Origin of the sequence: Pseudomonas arsenicoxydans (assembly GCF_006438915.1) — a bacterium.
Lineage (GTDB): Bacteria > Pseudomonadota > Gammaproteobacteria > Pseudomonadales > Pseudomonadaceae > Aquipseudomonas > Aquipseudomonas arsenicoxydans_A.
In genome coordinates, this window is the sequence record NZ_RCZE01000004.1 from 247,595 (window position 1) to 265,286 (window position 17,692).

At 58.5% G+C, this 17,692-nt stretch carries 17 protein-coding genes, 3 tRNA genes and 1 riboswitch; of the genes, 5 read left to right on the forward strand and 15 right to left on the reverse strand.

Going from position 1 to position 17,692, the window contains the following annotated elements:
* Nucleotides 1-33 precede the first annotated feature (33 nt).
* Both EAH78_RS10180 and EAH78_RS10185 read left to right on the forward strand, forming a co-directional pair.
* Complete coding sequence (locus EAH78_RS10180; protein WP_140667435.1) at nt 34-264, forward strand: hypothetical protein; 231 nt, start codon at nt 34-36, stop codon at nt 262-264.
* A gap of 22 nt (nt 265-286) precedes the next feature.
* Nucleotides 287-466, forward strand: coding sequence for a PA3371 family protein (locus EAH78_RS10185; RefSeq protein ID WP_140667436.1), 180 nt, complete (start codon nt 287-289; stop codon nt 464-466).
* On the opposite strand, the gene phnN is transcribed toward EAH78_RS10185, so the two are convergent.
* Nucleotides 441-1,001, reverse strand: coding sequence for a phosphonate metabolism protein/1,5-bisphosphokinase (PRPP-forming) PhnN (phnN, locus tag EAH78_RS10190; protein WP_140667437.1), 561 nt, complete (start codon nt 999-1,001; stop codon nt 441-443). The two genes, EAH78_RS10185 and phnN, sit on opposite strands and share 26 nt — an antisense overlap.
* A 386-nt stretch (nt 1,002-1,387) precedes the next feature.
* Between phnN and EAH78_RS10195 the strand changes: the two genes are divergently transcribed.
* The gene (locus EAH78_RS10195; RefSeq protein WP_003178899.1) at nt 1,388-1,714 is read left to right on the forward strand and encodes an Arc family DNA-binding protein; all 327 of its coding nucleotides are present in this window, start codon (nt 1,388-1,390) and stop codon (nt 1,712-1,714) included.
* Nucleotides 1,715-1,817: 103 nt separating this feature from the next.
* Here the strand turns inward: EAH78_RS10195 and mgtE are convergent, their stop codons facing one another.
* Complete coding sequence (mgtE, locus tag EAH78_RS10200) at nt 1,818-3,260, reverse strand: magnesium transporter (protein WP_140667438.1); 1,443 nt, start codon at nt 3,258-3,260, stop codon at nt 1,818-1,820.
* A gap of 319 nt (nt 3,261-3,579) precedes the next feature.
* On the opposite strand from mgtE, the gene EAH78_RS10205 reads away from it, so the two are divergent.
* Nucleotides 3,580-4,098, forward strand: a complete 519-nt coding sequence (locus EAH78_RS10205) for a UPF0183 family protein (RefSeq protein ID WP_140667439.1) — start codon at nt 3,580-3,582, stop codon at nt 4,096-4,098.
* A 19-nt stretch (nt 4,099-4,117) separates the two neighbouring features.
* On the opposite strand, the gene EAH78_RS10210 is transcribed toward EAH78_RS10205, so the two are convergent.
* From EAH78_RS10210 to ltaE, 7 genes are all read right to left on the reverse strand, one after another.
* Nucleotides 4,118-4,194, reverse strand: a tRNA-Arg gene (locus EAH78_RS10210).
* A 72-nt stretch (nt 4,195-4,266) separates the two neighbouring features.
* A tRNA-Arg gene (locus tag EAH78_RS10215) sits at nt 4,267-4,343 on the reverse strand.
* A gap of 107 nt (nt 4,344-4,450) precedes the next feature.
* Nucleotides 4,451-4,541, reverse strand: a tRNA-Ser gene (locus tag EAH78_RS10220).
* 62 nt (nt 4,542-4,603) lie between these two features.
* Nucleotides 4,604-4,792 (reverse strand): carbon storage regulator CsrA, encoded by a 189-nt coding sequence (gene csrA / locus EAH78_RS10225; RefSeq protein ID WP_002554426.1) that lies wholly within the window; start codon nt 4,790-4,792, stop codon nt 4,604-4,606.
* 188 nt (nt 4,793-4,980) lie between these two features.
* Nucleotides 4,981-6,222, reverse strand: coding sequence for an aspartate kinase (locus tag EAH78_RS10230; RefSeq protein WP_123432851.1), 1,242 nt, complete (start codon nt 6,220-6,222; stop codon nt 4,981-4,983).
* A 90-nt stretch (nt 6,223-6,312) separates the two neighbouring features.
* The gene (gene alaS, locus EAH78_RS10235; protein WP_140667440.1) at nt 6,313-8,937 is read right to left on the reverse strand and encodes an alanine--tRNA ligase; all 2,625 of its coding nucleotides are present in this window, start codon (nt 8,935-8,937) and stop codon (nt 6,313-6,315) included.
* A gap of 146 nt (nt 8,938-9,083) precedes the next feature.
* The gene (gene ltaE, locus EAH78_RS10240) at nt 9,084-10,088 is read right to left on the reverse strand and encodes a low-specificity L-threonine aldolase (protein WP_140667441.1); all 1,005 of its coding nucleotides are present in this window, start codon (nt 10,086-10,088) and stop codon (nt 9,084-9,086) included.
* 195 nt (nt 10,089-10,283) lie between these two features.
* Nucleotides 10,284-10,455: riboswitch (FMN riboswitch) on the forward strand.
* A gap of 101 nt (nt 10,456-10,556) precedes the next feature.
* Between ltaE and EAH78_RS10245 the strand changes: the two genes are divergently transcribed.
* Nucleotides 10,557-11,069, forward strand: a complete 513-nt coding sequence (locus EAH78_RS10245; RefSeq protein WP_140667442.1) for a 6,7-dimethyl-8-ribityllumazine synthase — start codon at nt 10,557-10,559, stop codon at nt 11,067-11,069.
* A 150-nt stretch (nt 11,070-11,219) separates the two neighbouring features.
* Here the strand turns inward: EAH78_RS10245 and astE are convergent, their stop codons facing one another.
* The 6 genes from astE to aruF all read right to left on the reverse strand — a co-directional run bounded on the left by astE (nt 11,220) and on the right by aruF (nt 17,662).
* Complete coding sequence (astE, locus tag EAH78_RS10250; RefSeq protein WP_140667443.1) at nt 11,220-12,230, reverse strand: succinylglutamate desuccinylase; 1,011 nt, start codon at nt 12,228-12,230, stop codon at nt 11,220-11,222.
* A gap of 12 nt (nt 12,231-12,242) precedes the next feature.
* Nucleotides 12,243-12,530: a hypothetical protein gene (locus tag EAH78_RS10255; RefSeq protein ID WP_046031534.1), complete on the reverse strand. Its 288-nt coding sequence runs from the start codon at nt 12,528-12,530 to the stop codon at nt 12,243-12,245.
* A gap of 25 nt (nt 12,531-12,555) precedes the next feature.
* A complete protein-coding gene (gene astB, locus EAH78_RS10260) occupies nt 12,556-13,902 on the reverse strand; it encodes an N-succinylarginine dihydrolase (RefSeq protein WP_140667444.1) in 1,347 nt (448 codons plus the stop codon).
* Between the two features lie 164 nt (nt 13,903-14,066).
* Nucleotides 14,067-15,536 carry a succinylglutamate-semialdehyde dehydrogenase gene (gene astD / locus EAH78_RS10265; RefSeq protein WP_170219115.1) on the reverse strand — a complete coding sequence of 490 codons (1,470 nt, stop codon included), beginning with the start codon at nt 15,534-15,536 and terminating at the stop codon, nt 14,067-14,069.
* Nucleotides 15,533-16,558, reverse strand: a complete 1,026-nt coding sequence (gene astA, locus EAH78_RS10270; RefSeq protein WP_027923929.1) for an arginine N-succinyltransferase — start codon at nt 16,556-16,558, stop codon at nt 15,533-15,535. The genes astD and astA overlap by 4 nt, the downstream gene beginning before the upstream one ends.
* Nucleotides 16,559-16,642: 84 nt before the next feature.
* The gene (gene aruF, locus EAH78_RS10275) at nt 16,643-17,662 is read right to left on the reverse strand and encodes an arginine/ornithine succinyltransferase subunit alpha (RefSeq protein ID WP_027923928.1); all 1,020 of its coding nucleotides are present in this window, start codon (nt 17,660-17,662) and stop codon (nt 16,643-16,645) included.
* Nucleotides 17,663-17,692: the final 30 nt, after the last annotated feature.

A 17,692-nucleotide genomic window follows, 5' to 3' on the forward strand; every position in this document is an offset into this window, starting at 1 on the left:
CAGCCGTTCTCAGGAACAACAGAGGTGAGCCTCATGAACCGCGCCCTTTTACTCTCGAATGCGCTCGCCCTGGCAGTCCTGGCGGGTTTTCATTTTGCCCCCGAGAACAGCGCGGTGCAGGTTGCTCAACGCATGCCGCACTACCTGCAACTGCAAAAAGCCCCGCAATTGGCGGTGATGAGCGATCAGCGCGGGGTTATTCGCCAGGATGTGAGCCAGGTAGTTGAATCGGTGTCGCAGCCTTCCGAACGCTTTGTATTTTGAATCCCCCTAACAGGAGCACAGCATGTCCAAATCAGCCGCAGGATGTTTGATCCTCGCCTTACTGAGCGGCATTCTTCATTTGGCTTTGGTTCAGGAGGCGGCTATCACCCTGCCGCTGATTGCCTGCGGCGTTTTTGCCGGGTTGTTTGTGTTGGCGCTGATTGCCGGGCGAAAAATCAAGTTTGATCCGGTGCTGCGTTAAGTTTAAGTAGATCGAGTAGATGGGCAACGGTCACGGCGAGTTCGCCAGAATTATCGAGTCGATGGACTGGTTCATTGTCAGCCCTGAACTGTGCATTGCGGCCTAGCCTGTCTTCAATTTCCGCCAGACTCTCCCGACCACGCCGCACAAGACGTTCGCGCAACACTTCATCCTTGACGGTCAACAGTACTGGCACCAGATCCGGATAACGCTGTAGCGCCTCGGCAAGATGACCGCGAGAACCGTTAACCAATACATGCCGGCCATCCTTGAGCCACTGATCGATCTGAATCGGAATCCCATAATCCAGGCCATTGGCGTGCCACGACAGCGCGAAGTCACCCGCATCTTTTAGATGCAGGAATTCGTCGCGGGAGACGCCGACAGCATCCTCTCCCACAGACTCGGCCGAACGCGTGATGACCCGCCGCACCACTTCACAATTCATCAACTGCAAAGGTTTTCGAGCCGCTTCAATGAGACTGTCTTTGCCGGATCCGGAAGGCCCCATCAGATAAATCAGCCTGCCATCCATCTTGAATTGCCCCCTACTGCGCGCCCGCCCCTAGTAAATCGGCCATTTGCCACTATCCTGTACCAGACAAGGATCAAGGATCGAATCCGCGTAGCATGCACCTTCAGGCGTCGTCAGACATCACTTGTGGGAGCAGAGGACGCGGTTAGCAATGTGACACTGGGCAAACTTTTCCAACCAGTCCACATTTCTGACAAGGGGTGCTGGCATTAAGCCTTTACCCGGCTCAATATTTGTCACAGAATTGACGCCAATGATATGGCTTCCTTGAGGCATGATGCGGGCCTCTTTCAATTCAGGTTGAACATTTGGCCATTAAGCTTGTCCTACCAGACATCCTGCGGCCAATCCCGAGAACCGCTCCCCTGAACTTACCGGTTAAATATATGCGCCCATTGAAACAGGCAATTTATTCCAGCCGTACGGCTGACAAGTTCGTCGTACGTCTGCCAGACGGAATGCGTGAACGCATTGCCGAGGTGGCTCGCAATCATCATCGCAGCATGAACTCCGAAATCATTGCACGCCTTGAGCAGAGTCTTATTCAGGAAGGTGCACTGGGCGAAGAGTTGAGCATGCGCCTGGACAGCCCGGAGCTGTCATTGCACGAACGCGAATTACTGCAACGTTTCCGTCAACTGTCCCACCGCCAGCAAAACGCCCTTGTTTCGCTGATCGCCCATGACGCTGAAATGGCCGCAGACGCGTCCTGATTCACCCCGAAAGTTCAAGCCAGCATAATCGCTGGCTTTTTTTTGCCTGAAATTCGGTCAAAAAAAACCCGCCAATTGGGCGGGCTTCTAAAAGCAGGTCAAGTCAGAGCAAAAATATCGTCGCCAGCCCGAGGAAGATGAAGAACCCGCCGCTGTCGGTCATGGCGGTGATCATCACACTCGCACCCATCGCAGGGTCGCGCCCAAGCCGCGCCAGGGTCATCGGAATCAAAACCCCCATCAACGCCGCCAGCAATAGATTGAGCGTCATGGCGGCCGTCATGACCACGCCAAGGGACCAACTGCCGTAAAGCAGATAGGCCACAACGCCAATCACCCCACCCCAGACCAGGCCATTGATCAGACCGACCGCCAGCTCCTTGCGCATCAGTCGCGAGGTATTACCGGTACTCACCTGATCCAGCGCCATCGCACGAACGATCATGGTGATGGTCTGGTTACCGGAGTTGCCACCGATACCGGCCACGATCGGCATCAACGCCGCCAGTGCCACCAGTTTTTCGATAGAGCCTTCAAATAGACCGATCACCCGCGACGCAATAAACGCGGTAATCAGGTTTACCGCCAGCCAGGCCCAACGGTTGCGCAGGGATTTCCAGACTGACGCGAAAATATCTTCTTCTTCGCGCAGACCCGCCATGTTGAGAACTTCGTTTTCGCTCTCTTCACGAATCAGGTCGACCATTTCATCGATGGTCAGACGGCCGATCAGCTTGCCGTTCTTGTCGACCACGGGGGCCGAGATCAAGTCGTAACGCTCGAACGCCTGAGCAGCGTCGTAGGCGTCCTCGTCCGGGTGAAAACTCACCGGGTCGCTGGCCATGACTTCCGAAACCTGTTTTTCCGGATCGTTGACCAGCAGACGCTTGATTGGCAGTACGCCTTTGAGCACGCCGTCGTAGTCGACAACAAACAGCTTGTCGGTGTGGCCGGGCAGCTCTTTGAGGCGACGCAGGTAACGCAGGACCACTTCGAGACTGACATCCTCACGGATGGTCACCATCTCGAAGTCCATCAGCGCACCGACCTGCTCCTCGTCATAGGACAACGCAGAGCGAACGCGCTCACGCTGTTGACCGTCGAGGGTTTCCATCAGCTCGTGGACGACATCTCGCGGCAGCTCGGAAGCCAGGTCAGCGAGTTCGTCGGCGTCCATGTCCTTGGCCGCGGCCAGAAGCTCGTGATCGTCCATGTCGGCGATCAGGGTTTCACGGACCGAGTCGGATACTTCAAGCAGGATGTCGCCGTCGCGATCGGCCTTGACCAATTGCCAAAGCGTCAGACGATCATTCAGCGGCAAAGCTTCAAGGATGTAGGCAACGTCGGCGGAGTGCAGATCATCGAGTTTGCGTTGCAGCTCGACGAGATTTTGCCGGTGAACCAGGTTCTCGACCCGGTCGTGATGCGGACCTTCCTGTCGATGAGTCAGGTCTTCGACGACCCGCTGACGCTGCAACAGCTCAACAACTTGAGCGAGGCGGTCTTGCAGGCTTTCTTGCGTTTTCTTTACTTCAACTTCAGACATAGGCGAACTCCACTCCCAGCAGCGGGGCACGCCGGAAGGATCAATCAGTCAATTCATGATTGGTGAAACGGGGTACTGAGTAACTACTGGGTAAGTCCATGGAGGTATTCCACAAGCCCCGGCGGGGCTGACGGGCGCAATGATACACCGCCCAACGGTTTTAAACGTTAAAAAATCGTGGCTGAAACAAGCGCTTGCAAGCCAAACCTGAGCGCCACCTTATCTCTTTCAATGCGACGACTCATTCTGAAAAGAAAACACACCACCCTCCAAAAATGTAGCAGCTACCCTTGGTATCGACTGTCACGGAGGACGTCATATGCCATCGATTGCGGACTATTTTTTGCTGACCGCCCTGCTCAGCCTGCCGCCCCTGCTGCACGCGGAGATTGTTCACCGCTGCGAAGCCGCCAACGGGCAAGTCACCTTCACCACCTTGAGCTGTACGGCGGGAGAGAGCCTTTCGTTGCAGGACGTGCGCACTTTCACACCGGGCAGCACGATGGCACTCATGCCAGAAGCCAAAATTGGCGAAACATCAGGTATGAAAAACATCAGGAGAGAACCGACCATCGTGGGTCAGGCCGAAGATAAATGCGGAAATCTGATCAGCGCCAGGGAACGACGCGAAGCGATCATCAATCAACGAATCATAGCCGGCATGAGTCAGCAGGACGTCGAGAGCGCCCTTGGCAAGCCAGACAAGATCAATACCAGGAATTCATCAACGAGTTACCGCTACGACGCCAAGCGAGGTCGTAGCGCGCATGTGGAGTTTGATGAGAAAGGATGTACGAAAGGAAAAGCCAAATCCCAGACAGCAAAAAGCCCGCGTTAGACGCAGGCTTTTTGGTGTTTGGTGCACTCGACAGGATTCGAACCTGTGACCGCTCGGTTCGTAGCCGAGTACTCTATCCAGCTGAGCTACGAGTGCATTTTGTGTTTTTAAACCAGACCACAACTGGGTGAAGCAAAGTCGCTCGCATCACTGCAAACAACTCTTAAATGGTGCACTCGACAGGATTCGAACCTGTGACCGCTCGGTTCGTAGCCGAGTACTCTATCCAGCTGAGCTACGAGTGCATTTGTTGCCGCGCATTATAGGCCGTCTAATCTCTATGTCAAACACTTTTTCTAGTAATTTCAACAACTTACCGAAGAAGCCAGATTACAACGTACTACGCAAATAATGGCGGAGAACGGGGGATTCGAACCCCCGACACCCTTTTGAGGTGTACTCCCTTAGCAGGGGAGCGCCTTCGGCCACTCGGCCAGCTCTCCGCAACACGGGGCGTATCTTAACCAACCTTTTCCCCGTTTGCAAACATAAAAAACGATAAAAATTAATGGCTTGGTTCTTCGTCCTTCTCTTTCTTTATACGCAGGTAAATTTCTTCACGATGCACAGCAACCTCTTTCGGGGCGTTGACACCGATACGCACTTGATTTCCTTTGACGCCGAGCACGGTCACGGTGATTTCGCCATCACCAATGATCAGGCTTTCTGCGCACCGACGGGTCAGAATCAGCATACCTTTCTCCTAACGCATTTCATTTCAGGGACAACAGTCTGCAAAAAAAAGGCATTCGACCCACAACCAGAATGATCGCAGCCCTACATGCCTGAGTATTGACCAGCGCGAGCAAAAGAACAGTTTTAGGCCGCGCCATTCAAAAAAAGACAAAGGGCGCGGTCAGACCGCGCCCTTTGGCAAACGCATCACTCGCCCTGACGGGCCGGTGCGTCCAGTTCGAAAGCTGTGTGCAGAGCGCGCACAGCCAATTCCAGATACTTCTCTTCGATCACAACGGAGACTTTGATTTCCGACGTCGAGATCATCTGGATGTTGATACTTTCTTTCGCCAGGGATTCGAACATGCGGCTGGCGACGCCTGCGTGGGAACGCATGCCGACACCGACGATCGATACCTTGGCAATCTTGGTGTCGCCCACGACTTCACGGGCACCCAGCTCGCCAGCGGTTTTTTCCAGCACGGCTTGCGCTGCCTGGTAGTCGTTGCGGTGCACGGTGAAGGTGAAGTCGGTGGTGTTATCGTGCGCGACGTTCTGCACGATCATGTCGACTTCGATATTCGCGGCACTGATCGGGCCGAGAATCTTGAATGCAACGCCCGGGATGTCTGGCACGCCACGGATGGTCAGCTTGGCTTCATCGCGGTTGAATGCGATACCGGAAATGATCGGCTGTTCCATGGTTTCCTCTTCATCAATAGTAATGAGGGTGCCCGGACCCTCCTTGAAGCTGTGCAGTACGCGCAGCGGAACGTTGTACTTGCCGGCAAACTCGACCGCACGGATCTGCAGTACCTTGGAACCGAGGCTGGCCATTTCCAGCATCTCTTCGAAGGTAATCTTTTCCAGACGCTGAGCCACAGACACCACACGCGGGTCGGTGGTGTAGACACCATCAACGTCGGTGTAGATCTGGCACTCATCAGCCTTCAGGGCTGCGGCCAGCGCCACGCCGGTAGTGTCGGAACCGCCACGACCGAGGGTGGTGATGTTGCCGTGCTCGTCGACGCCCTGGAAACCGGCGACAACCACTACGCGACCGGCCTTCAGATCACCACGAATCTTCTGGTCATCAATCTGCAAGATACGCGCTTTATTGTGCGCGCTATCGGTCAGAATCCGTACCTGATTACCGGTGTAGGACACCGCTGGCACGCCGCGCTTGATCAGCGCCATGGCCAACAGTGCAATCGTCACCTGCTCACCGGTGGAAACGATCACATCCAGCTCGCGGGGAACCGGTTGGTCGTCGCCACTGATTTGCTTGGCCAGATCGATCAGACGGTTGGTTTCGCCGCTCATTGCAGACAGCACAACCACCAGGTCATCGCCGGCATCGCGGAATTTCTTAACCTTGTCGGCGACCTGCTCGATTCTCTCGACAGTGCCGACCGAGGTGCCTCCAAATTTCTGTACGATCAAAGCCATTTCAAAGCCGCCTCTGCCCATGAAGGGCGCCCAAATAATCACTCAAACAGCGTTCTGGCCGCTACTAGACCGCGGGCCAGACACACTGCCTTATAAACCCTGCTCTACAAATGGAACGGTCAGGGCCAATGCTGCATCCAGAGCGCCGGCGTCTGTGCCGCCGCCCTGCGCCATATCTGGACGACCACCGCCCTTCCCGCCCACTGCCGCAGCGGCTTGCTTCATCAAATCACCGGCTTTGAGTTGGCCAGTCAGGTCTTTGGTTACGCCTGCAACCAGAACGACCTTTTCCTCATGGACACTGCCGAGCAGGATCACTGCGCGGCCGAGTTTGTTTTTCAGTTGATCGACCAGCGCCAGCAGCGCCTTGCCATCCTGACCGTCCAGACGCACGGCCAGGACCTTCACTCCTTTGATGTCCAGGGCTGCGGCCGACAGATCGTCGCCCGCCGCGCTGGCAGCCTTGGCTTGCAACTGCTCGAGTTGCTTCTCCAGCAGACGGTTGCGCTCCAGCACAGCCGACAGCTTGTCGATCAGGTTGTCGCGGCTGCCCTTGACCAGGTTGGCCGCTTCCTTGAGTTGTTCTTCAGCTGCGTTCAAGTAGGCCAGTGCCGCAGCACCAGTGACTGCCTCGATACGACGCACACCCGAAGCCACACCGCCTTCGCTGATGATTTTCAGCAGGCCGATGTCGCCGGTACGGTTGGCGTGGATACCGCCGCACAGCTCAACCGAGAAATCACCGCCCATGCTCAGCACGCGCACGTTGTCGCCGTACTTCTCGCCGAACAGCGCCATGGCGCCCTTCTTCTTGGCGGTTTCGATGTCGGTTTCTTCGGTTTCAACCGCGGAGTTCTTGCGGATCTCGGCGTTGACGATGTCTTCCAGCGCCTTCAACTGCTCAGGCTTGATGGCTTCGAAGTGGCTGAAGTCGAAGCGCAGGCGCTGACTGTCAACCAACGAGCCTTTCTGCTGAACGTGATCGCCCAGCACCTGACGCAATGCGGCGTGCAGCAAGTGAGTTGCCGAGTGGTTCAACGAAGTGGCGTGACGCACGTCGGCTTCGACGTGAGCTTCAACCGGCGCGCCCACGATCAGGCTGCCCGAAGCCAACACACCGTGGTGCAGGAAGGCACCGCCGGTCTTGGTGGTATCGCGCACGTCGAAGCGGCTGTTACCGGCCTGCAGATAACCACAGTCACCAATCTGGCCACCGGATTCTGCGTAGAACGGGGTCTGGTTCAGAACCACCACGCCTTCTTCGCCTTCGCTCAATACGTCGACCGATTGCCCTTCTTTATAGAGGGCAACGACTTTCGCCGAACCGCTGGTCGCTTTGTAACCGGTAAATTCGGTCGCCACATCAACCTTGACCAGGCTGTTGTAGTCCATGCCGAAGGAGCTGGCGGAACGGGCACGGACGCGCTGGGCTTCCATTTCGCGCTCGAAGCCTGCTTCGTCGATGGTCAGGCTGCGCTCGCGAGCGATGTCGCCGGTCAGGTCCATCGGGAAGCCGTAGGTGTCGTAGAGTTTGAACACTACGTCGCCCGGTACCACGTCGCCCTTGAGGTCGGCCAGATCCTGCTCGAGAATTTTCAGGCCCTGCTCCAGGGTCTTGGCGAACTGCTCTTCTTCAGCTTTCAGAACGCGTTCGATGTGCGCCTGCTGGGATTTCAGCTCAGGGAAAGCTTCGCCCATCTCGGCGACCAGGGCCGCAACGATCTGATAGAAGAAACTGCCCTTGGCGCCCAGCTTGTTGCCGTGACGGCAAGCGCGACGAATGATCCGGCGCAGCACATAGCCGCGACCTTCGTTGGACGGCAGCACGCCGTCAGCGATCAGGAAGCCGCAAGAACGAATGTGGTCAGCCACGACTTTCAGGGAAGCCTGAGCGTCGTTGGTGCAACCGATGGCCTTGGCCGAAGCGCTCAGCAGGCTCTGGAACAGGTCGATTTCATAGTTCGAGTGCACGTGCTGCAGCACGGCGCTGATCCGCTCAAGGCCCATGCCGGTGTCGACCGACGGCGCTGGCAGCGGGTGCAACACGCCATCGGCGGTGCGGTTGAACTGCATGAACACGTTGTTCCAGATCTCGATGTAACGGTCGCCGTCTTCTTCCGGCGAGCCCGGTGGGCCGCCCCAGATGTCGGCGCCGTGATCGTAGAAAATCTCGGTGCAAGGACCGCACGGGCCGGTATCGCCCATGGTCCAGAAGTTGTCGGACGCGTACGGCGCGCCTTTGTTGTCGCCGATGCGCACCATGCGCTCGGCCGGAACCCCGATTTCCTTGGTCCAGATGTCGTACGCCTCGTCATCGCTGGCGTAGACGGTCACCCAGAGCTTTTCCTTGGGCAGGTTCAGCCACTGGTCGGAGGTCAGGAAGTTCCAGGCGTAGGTGATGGCGTCACGCTTGAAATAATCACCGAAGCTGAAGTTGCCCAGCATTTCGAAGAAAGTGTGGTGACGGGCGGTATAACCGACGTTTTCCAGGTCGTTGTGCTTGCCGCCGGCGCGCACGCATTTCTGGCTGCTGACCGCGCGGGTGTACGCACGTTTTTCCTGGCCCAGGAAGCAGTCCTTGAACTGGTTCATCCCCGCGTTAGTGAACAGCAGGGTTGGGTCGTTGCCCGGAATCAAAGAGCTGGAGGCTACACGGGTGTGGCCTTGCTCTTCGAAGAAGCGAAGGAAGGCTTCACGGATTTCTGCGCTTTTCATTAGGTTCTTCCACGGAGGCTGCGGCCAAAGGCCTGTTCGAAACGTCAACAGACGAAGCGACGGCAAAGGGCCGCATTATATCGGCCCTGCGCGCGGGGTACAGCGTGTTTATACGATAGAAACAGTCAATTGGAGCGCTAACGCTATCACTTGCGCGAAAAGTCGACGAATGCCGCGACAACCTGCTCGATTTGCTCACGACTGACGTCCATGTGCGTGACCATGCGCAGACGCCCTGCCGCGCTCAACTTGATCCCGCATTCGGCAGCGAACGTCTTGATCGCTTCGGCGTTGTCGCCCATCTGCACATACACCATGTTGGTCTGCACCGGCTCGACCTCGTAACCCGCCGCGCGCAGGCCTTCGGCCAACAGTTGCGCATTGGCGTGGTCGTCGGCCAGACGCTGGACGTTGTTGTCCAGCGCATACAAGCCCGCCGCGGCCAGAATCCCGGCCTGACGCATGCCGCCCCCGACCATCTTGCGCAAACGGCGTGCCTTGGCGATCAACTCGACCGAGCCGCACAACACCGAACCGACCGGCGCGCCCAGGCCTTTGGACAGGCACACCGACACCGAATCGAAGTGCTGGGTGATTACCCGGGCATCAACCCCCAGTTTGACGGCCGCGTTGTAGAGCCGCGCGCCGTCAAGGTGCAGCTGCAAGCCATGTTCACGGGTAAAGCTTCGGGCCCGCGCCAGATACTCCAGCGGCAGCACTTTGCCTTGCATGGTGTTTTCCAGCGCCAGCAAACGGGTGCGGGCGAAGTGGAAATCGTCCGGTTTGATCGCGGCCGCGATGTGCGCCAGATCCAGCGAGCCATCGGCCTGTACTTCCAGCGGTTGAGGCTGGATCGAACCGAGCACGGCTGCGCCGCCGCCTTCGTACTTATAGGTGTGGGCCTGCTGGCCGACGATGTATTCGTCACCGCGTTCGCAGTGGGCCATCAACCCCAGCAGGTTGCTCATGGTGCCTGTCGGCACAAACAGCGCGGCGGCAAAACCCAGTCGTTTTGCCAACTCGGCTTCAAGACGGTTGACCGTCGGATCCTCGCCATAGACGTCATCACCGGTGGCCGCGCAGGCCATTGCGTCGAGCATCCCGACGGAAGGTTGGGTGACGGTGTCGCTGCGAAGATCGATAACGCTCATGAATCTGGCCTCGTTAAGCAGGGAAAATCCCTTTCAGGTAGGAATTACTGCGGTCATGACGACGAATAATCAACCCTTGAGCCGGAAAAGGCACCCCAAGCCAGCGAAAAAGTCGATAACAATCATCAGATAGCAGCGATGCGCAGCTCGTAAATATGTGTTAAAAACGCTGCGCCGTCAGACAATCTGACGGCACAACGTTCTCAGGGCGGGGTGCAACTCCCCACCGGCGGTAATTGCGCGCAATGCGCATAGCCCGCGAGCGCTTGGCGACAGGCACGGCAATGGCTGTGTATGACGACAAGGTCAGCAGACCCGGTGTGATCCCGGGGCCGACGGTCATAGTCCGGATGAAGAGAGAACGGGATTGACGCCAAAGGGCCGTCCGTCGCATTCGTGCGAGCGTGCGTACCCTGAAATCCCATTCGATTCATATGCCCTGTTTTAACCATAAACAGGAGTCAGAACATGCAACCCACCGCAATCGATAGCAAAAGCAAAAACCATCAGGGCGAGCGCGTTGCGTTCATTCAGGCCTGCTGGCACAAGGAAATCGTCGATCAAAGCCGTAAAGGCTTCGTGAGCGAAATGATTGCCCAGGGTTATCAGGAATCGGACATCGATTTCTTCGAAGTCGGCGGCGCCTTTGAAATGCCCCTGCACGCCAAGTTGCTGGCCAAGACCGGCCGTTATTCCGGCATCGTCGCCGCAGCCCTGGTGGTTGATGGCGGGATCTACCGTCACGAGTTCGTCGCCCAGTCGGTGGTCAGTGGCCTGATGCAGGTGCAACTGGAAACCGAAGTGCCAGTGTTTTCGGTATCCCTGACCCCGCACCACTTCCATGCCGGTGAAGAACTGCATCAGAAGTTTTTCTTCGAGCATTTTGTGCACAAAGGCCAGGAAGCGGCGAAGACCTGCGCGGATACGCTGCACAAGATGCGGGCGTTGCGTCGTAGTGAGCCGCGTGCGATGGCTGTTTAATACAAAATCTTTGGTACGGGTGAAGTCTCTGCCTTCACCCAAACCTAATGTGGGAGCGGGCTTGCTCGCGAAAGCGGTTTAACATTCAACGTATATGCTGAATGTCAGTCCGCCTTCGCGAGCAAGCCCGCTCCCACATTTGTTTTGTGCTTAGGCCAGGTTTTCGTCGGAGGTCGGTACGATCAGGATGCCGGCGCGCAAGCCATTTTTCACCTTGGGGTTCGGGAAGATGATCCGGGCGCCCTCTTCTTCGATGATCCAGCGGGTATTGGCGATGTCTTCCGCCAGCAGGTAACCCACGTCCAGCTCGGAAAAGTTCTCGATGTCCGTCGGAAGGTTCAAGCGGAAGCTGTCGCTGTGCTTGATGATTTCCCGCGCCACGCTGTACAGCTGCAAACCATCCAGTGCCGCTTCGGTCGGTTCCGGTTCGCTGCCTTCGATGATCTGTTTCAGGCGGGTTTCCAACAGGGAAACGTTGACCCCGGCGTTCTGCCCGAACGGCCGCGCCTTGCCCAGTTCGAGGGTGAAGGACTCAGCGCCCAGCTTGTCATAGGTGTAGGAACTGAAAACGATGGATGGCTTGTTCTGCAACAGCACCGCTTCCATGCCGGCAGCACGCAGGCGCGCCAGCTCCTGACGCGAATGCTGGCGGCCTTCCTTCCAGGGGTACAAGGCGAACTGCTCGATCTTCGAGCCGCGAATCGCGGTGTGCAGGTCGTAGTGCAGGCGCTGGCGATCCGGCAGGCTGAAAAAACTCGCCGCCAGCCGCTCCAGCTCACAAGCGCGCAGGGCTTCGGAGCCGCTGCTTTGTTCATGACGGCCGTTGAACAGCCGATTGACGTCCTGCTCGACGAAGCGCTCGCCTTTGCGAATCGCTTCCGGGTTACCGAACAGGAACAGAATACGTGCGCGCGGCTTGAGGTCGCCACGAGCGATGTCATGCAACAGGCGATCGAGCAACTCGATCGGCGCTGTTTCGTTGCCGTGGATACCGGCTGACAGCAGCAGGTCCAGGCCATTGTCGCGCGCTTCAGGTGGCCGGACTTCCAGCGCACCTTCGCTCAACCAGCGCATCCGCACGCCTTCGACAGTCAGTTGAGTCTTCTCCGCCGGTTCACGGCCGGCGAGGGTCAGTTCAAGCAGTTTGCCGAGGGCGAGCATAGAGCGGTTTCCTTAGTGGTCGTGTGCGCAATCCGGGCCGTGCACGTGGTCTTCGTCGCCGACTTCAGCCGGTTCCATTTCCAGTTGCAGACTTACCAGATTAGTCGCCAATGGACGCAGCAGCAGGTTGGCGTATTCAGCGTCACCTTCTTCAACGTCCACGCCGATCAGCAGTTGGCCACGGCCATCGTGCTGGATCCACAGCTCTTTGCCTTGCCACATGACCGCGACGCGGGTGCAGGACGTTTCCAGTTGCGTGCCGTCGGTGTCTTCAAGGATCAGCTGCAGGGTATCGCTCATGTTTTTACGCTCTCGTTTGAGACTTTCAATTGATCTGGAATGGATAAACCGCGCCCAGTTTAAGGATTTGCGTCAGTTCATCCAGTGCCGTCCGGCACTCAAGCAGCAATTGCGGGTCCGCGAGATCGTTTTCGGTCATGCGGTCGCGGTAGTGCTTGTCGACCCATTCGGTCAACGTGCCGTACAACGGTGCCGTCATGATAACCCCTGGGTTGACCGCCGCCAGTTCGGTTTCATTCAGTGCGACGCGCAGCCGCAGGCAAGCCGGACCACCACCGTTCTGCATGCTTTGCTTCAGATCGAAGACTTTCACTTCGCGGATCAGGCCGCCGGAGCTGGTCAGACCTTGCAGGTACTGCCAGACACGCTCATTGCCACGGCATTCTTCCGGCACGATCAACAGCATCGAACCGTCAGGACGCGACAGCAGTTGGCTGTTGAACAGGTAGGAACGAACGGCGTCTTCGACGGTGACTGCGGAACGTGGCACGCAGACGGACTGGAATTTGCCGCCGACTTTGGCGAGTTTACTTTGCAGTTCGGCCAGCATCTGCTCGGTGTCGAGGAACGCGTCCTCGTGATAGAACAACACCTCGCCGTTACCCACCGCGATCACGTCGTTGTGGAACACGCCCTGATCGATCACCGACGGGTTCTGCTGCGCGTAGACCACGCCGTCTTCGCTCAGGCCGTGCAAGCGGGCAACGGCCTGGGACGCTTCAAGCGTCTGGCGTGCCGGGTATTTCTGCGGTGCCGGGTAGCGGGTATCGAAGGCGCTGCGACCGAACACAAAGAACTCGACGCCGGCTTCACCGTATGCACGGCAGAAACGGGTGTGGTTGGCTGCGCCTTCGTCACCGAATTGCGCCACGGCCGGCAAGGCGGCATGGTGAGCAAAGTGCTTCTGGTCAGCGAACATCGCGCCCAGCACGCGGCTGGTGGTCGGGTGTTCGATGCTGCGGTGGTACTTGCAGTTGAGGTTGGCGGCGGTGAAGTGCACGCGGCCATCAGCGGTATCGGCACTCGGGCTGACCGTGGCGGCGTTGGCTACCCACATGCTCGATGCCGAGCAACTGGCAACCAGCAATGGCATGGCGTCTTTAGCGGCTTGCTCGATCACTTGGGCGTCGGTGCCGCTGAAACCCAGGCGACGCAGCGCTGCGACGTCGGGACGTTCCTGCGGAGCCAGAACGCCTTGCTGAAAGCCCATTTCCATCAGTGCTTTCATTTTCGCCAGGCCTTGCAGCGCAGCTTCCTTCGGGTTCGAAGACTGTTGGCTGTTGCTCTGGGACGCGACGTTGCCGTAGGACAGGCCGCCGTAGTTATGGGTCGGCCCCACTAGACCGTCAAAATTGACTTCATAGGATTTCATCAGCGAGGCTCCACGAGAATCTGTTGTTATAGGCTTCTGGTAACTGTTCTTTTAGACCGGGTCGCGGCCATCGCGGGCGAGCCCGGCTCCTACAGGTCGGTCGTGTTCACACCTGTTGTGACCGACGCAAATCCTGTGGGAGCCGGGCTTGCCCGCGATCGGCGTTACGCCATTTTCACGCCAGGCGTGAGAGCGGCAGGCAACACCAGGCTCGGGGTTTCCAGCGAGGCCACCGGGTACGCGCAGTAATCGGCGGCGTAGTAGGCGCTGGCGCGATGGTTGCCCGAGGCGCCGACACCGCCGAATGGCGCGCTGCTCGCGGCGCCGGTCAGCTGCTTGTTCCAGTTGACGATACCGGCGCGGCTTTCCAGCCAGAACTGCTGATAGCGCGCTTCGGAATCCGACAGCAAACCGGCTGCCAGCCCATAGTCGGTGTCGTTGGCTTCGGCGATCGCCGCTTCAAAATCAGCGTAGCGGATCACTTGCAGCAACGGGCCGAACAGCTCTTCGTCAGGACGATCCGCCACGGCCGTTACATCCAGAATGCCTGGAGTCAGCAACGCGGCTTGCGCCTGCGGCTGAGTCATTTCCAGCAAGGACACTGCGCCATTGGCCAGCAAGTGTTCTTGCGCATCCATCAACGCTTTCGCAGCGCCAAGGGAAATCACCGACCCCATGAACGGTGCCGGTTGTTGGTCAAATGCACCGACTTCGATCGTCGCGCTGACCGCCACCAGACGTGCCAGCAATGTGTCGCCCCAAGCACCCTGCGGCACCAGCAAGCGGCGGGCACAGGTGCAACGCTGACCGGCAGAAATGAAGGCCGACTGAATGATGGTGTAAACGGCGGCATCGAGGTCCGCCACTTCGTCGACCACCAGCGGGTTGTTACCGCCCATTTCCAGCGCCAGAATCTTGTCTGGACGACCGGCGAACTGCTGATGCAGGTGATTGCCGGTGCGGCTGGAACCGGTGAAGAACAAACCGTCGATGCCCGGGTTCGCCGCCAGGGCAATACCGGTTTCGCGAGCGCCTTGCAGCAGGTTCAACACACCCGCCGGCAGACCGGCTTCGATCCAGCATTTAACCGTCAGCTCGGCGACTTTCGGGGTCAGCTCGCTTGGCTTGAACAACACGCTGTTACCGGCCAGCAGCGCCGGCACGATGTGACCGTTCGGCAAGTGGCCAGGAAAATTGTAAGGACCGAACACCGCCACCACACCGTGCGGTTTGTGGCGCAACACGGCGGTGGCGTCGCCCAGCGGGCCGCTCTTCTCGCCGGTACGTTCGCGGTAGCTCTGCACCGAAATCGCGATTTTGTTGACCATGCTGGTCACTTCGGTCGCCGATTCCCACAGCGGCTTACCGGTTTCCTCACCGATGCAACGCGCCAGTTCGTCAGCCTTGTTTTTCAGTGCCGCGGCAAACGCCTCGAGCACGGTAATGCGCTCGTCCAGGGTACGACGGGCCCAGTCCGGGAATGCCTGACGTGCGGCTTGCACAGCGGATTCAACCTGAGCCGCCGTGGCGCCTTCGCCGGACCACAGTACTTGCTGGGTCACCGGGTTCAGCGACTGGAAGGCTTCACCCTGGCCCGCCAGCCATTCACCTGCGATGTATAGCGAATTCATTATTTCGACTCCCGAGCAGCAGACAACGGAACGGCGCGCACTTGATCGCCGGCGTTGAGTTGAAGACGTTTGGCGGTCAGCGGATCGACCACCAGAGTGCCGGCAGCGAAGCGTGCTGGCGCGGCAGTGATCCGGCAGTCTTCGCGCTTGCGATTGTGAATCAGGAACGGCGTGGCGTCGTCGCCCGGTGTACCGATGGCCAACACCAGCGCCTCGCTGTCACGCACCGCGCGGATCTTGCCGGTTTCGCACTCGACGGCCGGGCCGGCGTCGAAGATGTCGACGTAGCCCTGGTAGCTGAAACCTTCGCTCTTGAGCATGGCCAGCGCCGGCTCGGTGTCCGGATGAACCTTGCCGATGACGTTGCGCGCATCAGGCGACAGGAAGCATGTATAGAGCGGAAACTTCGGCATCAGCTCGGCGATGAACGCCTTGTTGCCCACGCCGGTCAGGTAATCGGCCTGGCTGAATTCCATCTTGAAGAAGTGACGGCCCAGGCTTTCCCAGAACGGCGAGCGCCCCGCTTCATCGGACACGCCACGCATCTCGGCGATGATCTTGTTGCCGAACAGTTGCGGGAATTCGGCGATGAACAGCATCCGCGCCTTCGCGAGCATGCGGCCATTGAGGCCGGTGCGGAAATCGGCGTGCAGGAACAACGAGCACAGCTCGGAGTTGCCGGTCAGGTCATTGGCCAGGAACAGCGTCGGAATCTCGCGGTAGATGTTCAGCTCTTGCGAAGCGCTGACCGTCAGGCCGACCCGGAAGTTGTACCAAGGCTCACGCAGGCCGACCGCACCGGCGATGGCAGAAATGCCCACCACGCGGCCCGCGTCGTCTTCGAGTACGAACAGGTAGTCCGCATCAGCGCGCCCGGCTTCGCCGCGAAAGGTCTTCTCGGCCCAGCCGACCCGATGGGCCAGACGTTCTTCGTTGGCCGGCAAGGTGGTCAGGCCGGTGCCGGTGCTGCGGGCCAGGTCGATCAGAGCGGGTAAATCGCTGCTGCGTACGGGACGAACGATCATGCTATCTCCTCAAACGGGCCGCTTGCGCCACCCGTGAAATTTCGCTGCTTTCCAGGTATTACTCGCTGGAAATCAATGCCGGCGTTAAACCGCCACCAGGCGCACGCTGGCACCTTCACCGACGCCCAGGGCTTCGGCCGCTTCCAGATCCAGGGTCACGGGTTTGCCTGGCGCGTAATCGAGCTCAAGCAACACGGCGCGGTAATCCTGCAACTGGGCATTGGCCACCAGGTACTGACGTCCGACACCTTTGACCGGCTCACCGATTTTCACCGGCACGACGCGGCTCTGGGCGATCGAACGGATCCCCGTCACACGGGCGTGCAAGGTCGGGCCGCCATCGAAAATGTCGATGTAGTGATCGGTCTCGAAGCCTTCGCGCATCAGGATGTCGAAGGTGATCTGCGCCCGTGGATGCACCTGGCCCATCGCTTCTTGAGCGGAGTCCGGCAGCAGCGGCACATAGATCGGGTAATGCGGCATCAGCTCGGCCAGGAACGTGCGGCTCTTCAGACCGCACAGACGCTCGGCTTCAGCGTAGTTGAGGTCGAAGAAGTTGCGGCCGATGGCGTCCCAGAATGGCGAGTCGCCGTTTTCATCGCTGTAGCCAACGATCTCGGTGACCACGGAATCGGCAAAGCGCTCCGGGTGGCTGGCGACGAACAGCAGACGACCACGGGAATTGAGCTCGGCCCAAGGCGAACCCACCAGCTCGCGCTGCACGTAGAAACTGGTCAGCAAGCTATTGCCGGTCAAGTCGTGGCACTGGGAGAGCACGTGGATCTTGTTATGAATCTTCAGCTCGCGGGAAGCGTGCACGAAGGTTTCATTACGGAAGCTGTAGAACGGCTCGGAATAACCGGCCGAGGCCACGATCGCCGAGCAACCGGCCAGCTTGCCGGTAGTCGTGTCTTCGAGGACGAAGAAATAGCTCTCTTCACCGTTGAAGCTGACTTCGGCAGCAAACGAGGCTTCGCTTGCAGCGATCTTGTCGCTCAGGCGTTCAACGTCATCCGGCAAGGAAGTGACACCAATCGGGCTGTCCGCAGCCAGACGCTGTACCTCGCCCAGATCAGCCATTTGCGCGGGGCGCATCACCAGCATGGTGTCACTCCTTTCTCGAAAAACTCTTTG

Coding starts and splice junctions, on each gene's coding strand:
- EAH78_RS10205 (WP_140667439.1), top strand. CDS start 3,580: ATGCCATCGATTGCGGACTATTTTTTGCTGACCGCCCTGCTCAGCCTG.
- EAH78_RS10180 (WP_140667435.1), top strand. CDS start 34: ATGAACCGCGCCCTTTTACTCTCGAATGCGCTCGCCCTGGCAGTCCTG.
- EAH78_RS10230 (WP_123432851.1), bottom strand. CDS start 6,222: ATGGCTTTGATCGTACAGAAATTTGGAGGCACCTCGGTCGGCACTGTC.
- aruF (WP_027923928.1), bottom strand. CDS start 17,662: ATGCTGGTGATGCGCCCCGCGCAAATGGCTGATCTGGGCGAGGTACAG.
- astA (WP_027923929.1), bottom strand. CDS start 16,558: ATGATCGTTCGTCCCGTACGCAGCAGCGATTTACCCGCTCTGATCGAC.
- ltaE (WP_140667441.1), bottom strand. CDS start 10,088: ATGAGCGTTATCGATCTTCGCAGCGACACCGTCACCCAACCTTCCGTC.
- EAH78_RS10255 (WP_046031534.1), bottom strand. CDS start 12,530: ATGAGCGATACCCTGCAGCTGATCCTTGAAGACACCGACGGCACGCAA.
- astE (WP_140667443.1), bottom strand. CDS start 12,230: ATGCTCGCCCTCGGCAAACTGCTTGAACTGACCCTCGCCGGCCGTGAA.
- EAH78_RS10185 (WP_140667436.1), top strand. CDS start 287: ATGTCCAAATCAGCCGCAGGATGTTTGATCCTCGCCTTACTGAGCGGC.
- astB (WP_140667444.1), bottom strand. CDS start 13,902: ATGAAATCCTATGAAGTCAATTTTGACGGTCTAGTGGGGCCGACCCAT.
- mgtE (WP_140667438.1), bottom strand. CDS start 3,260: ATGTCTGAAGTTGAAGTAAAGAAAACGCAAGAAAGCCTGCAAGACCGC.
- csrA (WP_002554426.1), bottom strand. CDS start 4,792: ATGCTGATTCTGACCCGTCGGTGCGCAGAAAGCCTGATCATTGGTGAT.
- EAH78_RS10195 (WP_003178899.1), top strand. CDS start 1,388: ATGCGCCCATTGAAACAGGCAATTTATTCCAGCCGTACGGCTGACAAG.
- EAH78_RS10245 (WP_140667442.1), top strand. CDS start 10,557: ATGCAACCCACCGCAATCGATAGCAAAAGCAAAAACCATCAGGGCGAG.
- phnN (WP_140667437.1), bottom strand. CDS start 1,001: ATGGATGGCAGGCTGATTTATCTGATGGGGCCTTCCGGATCCGGCAAA.
- alaS (WP_140667440.1), bottom strand. CDS start 8,937: ATGAAAAGCGCAGAAATCCGTGAAGCCTTCCTTCGCTTCTTCGAAGAG.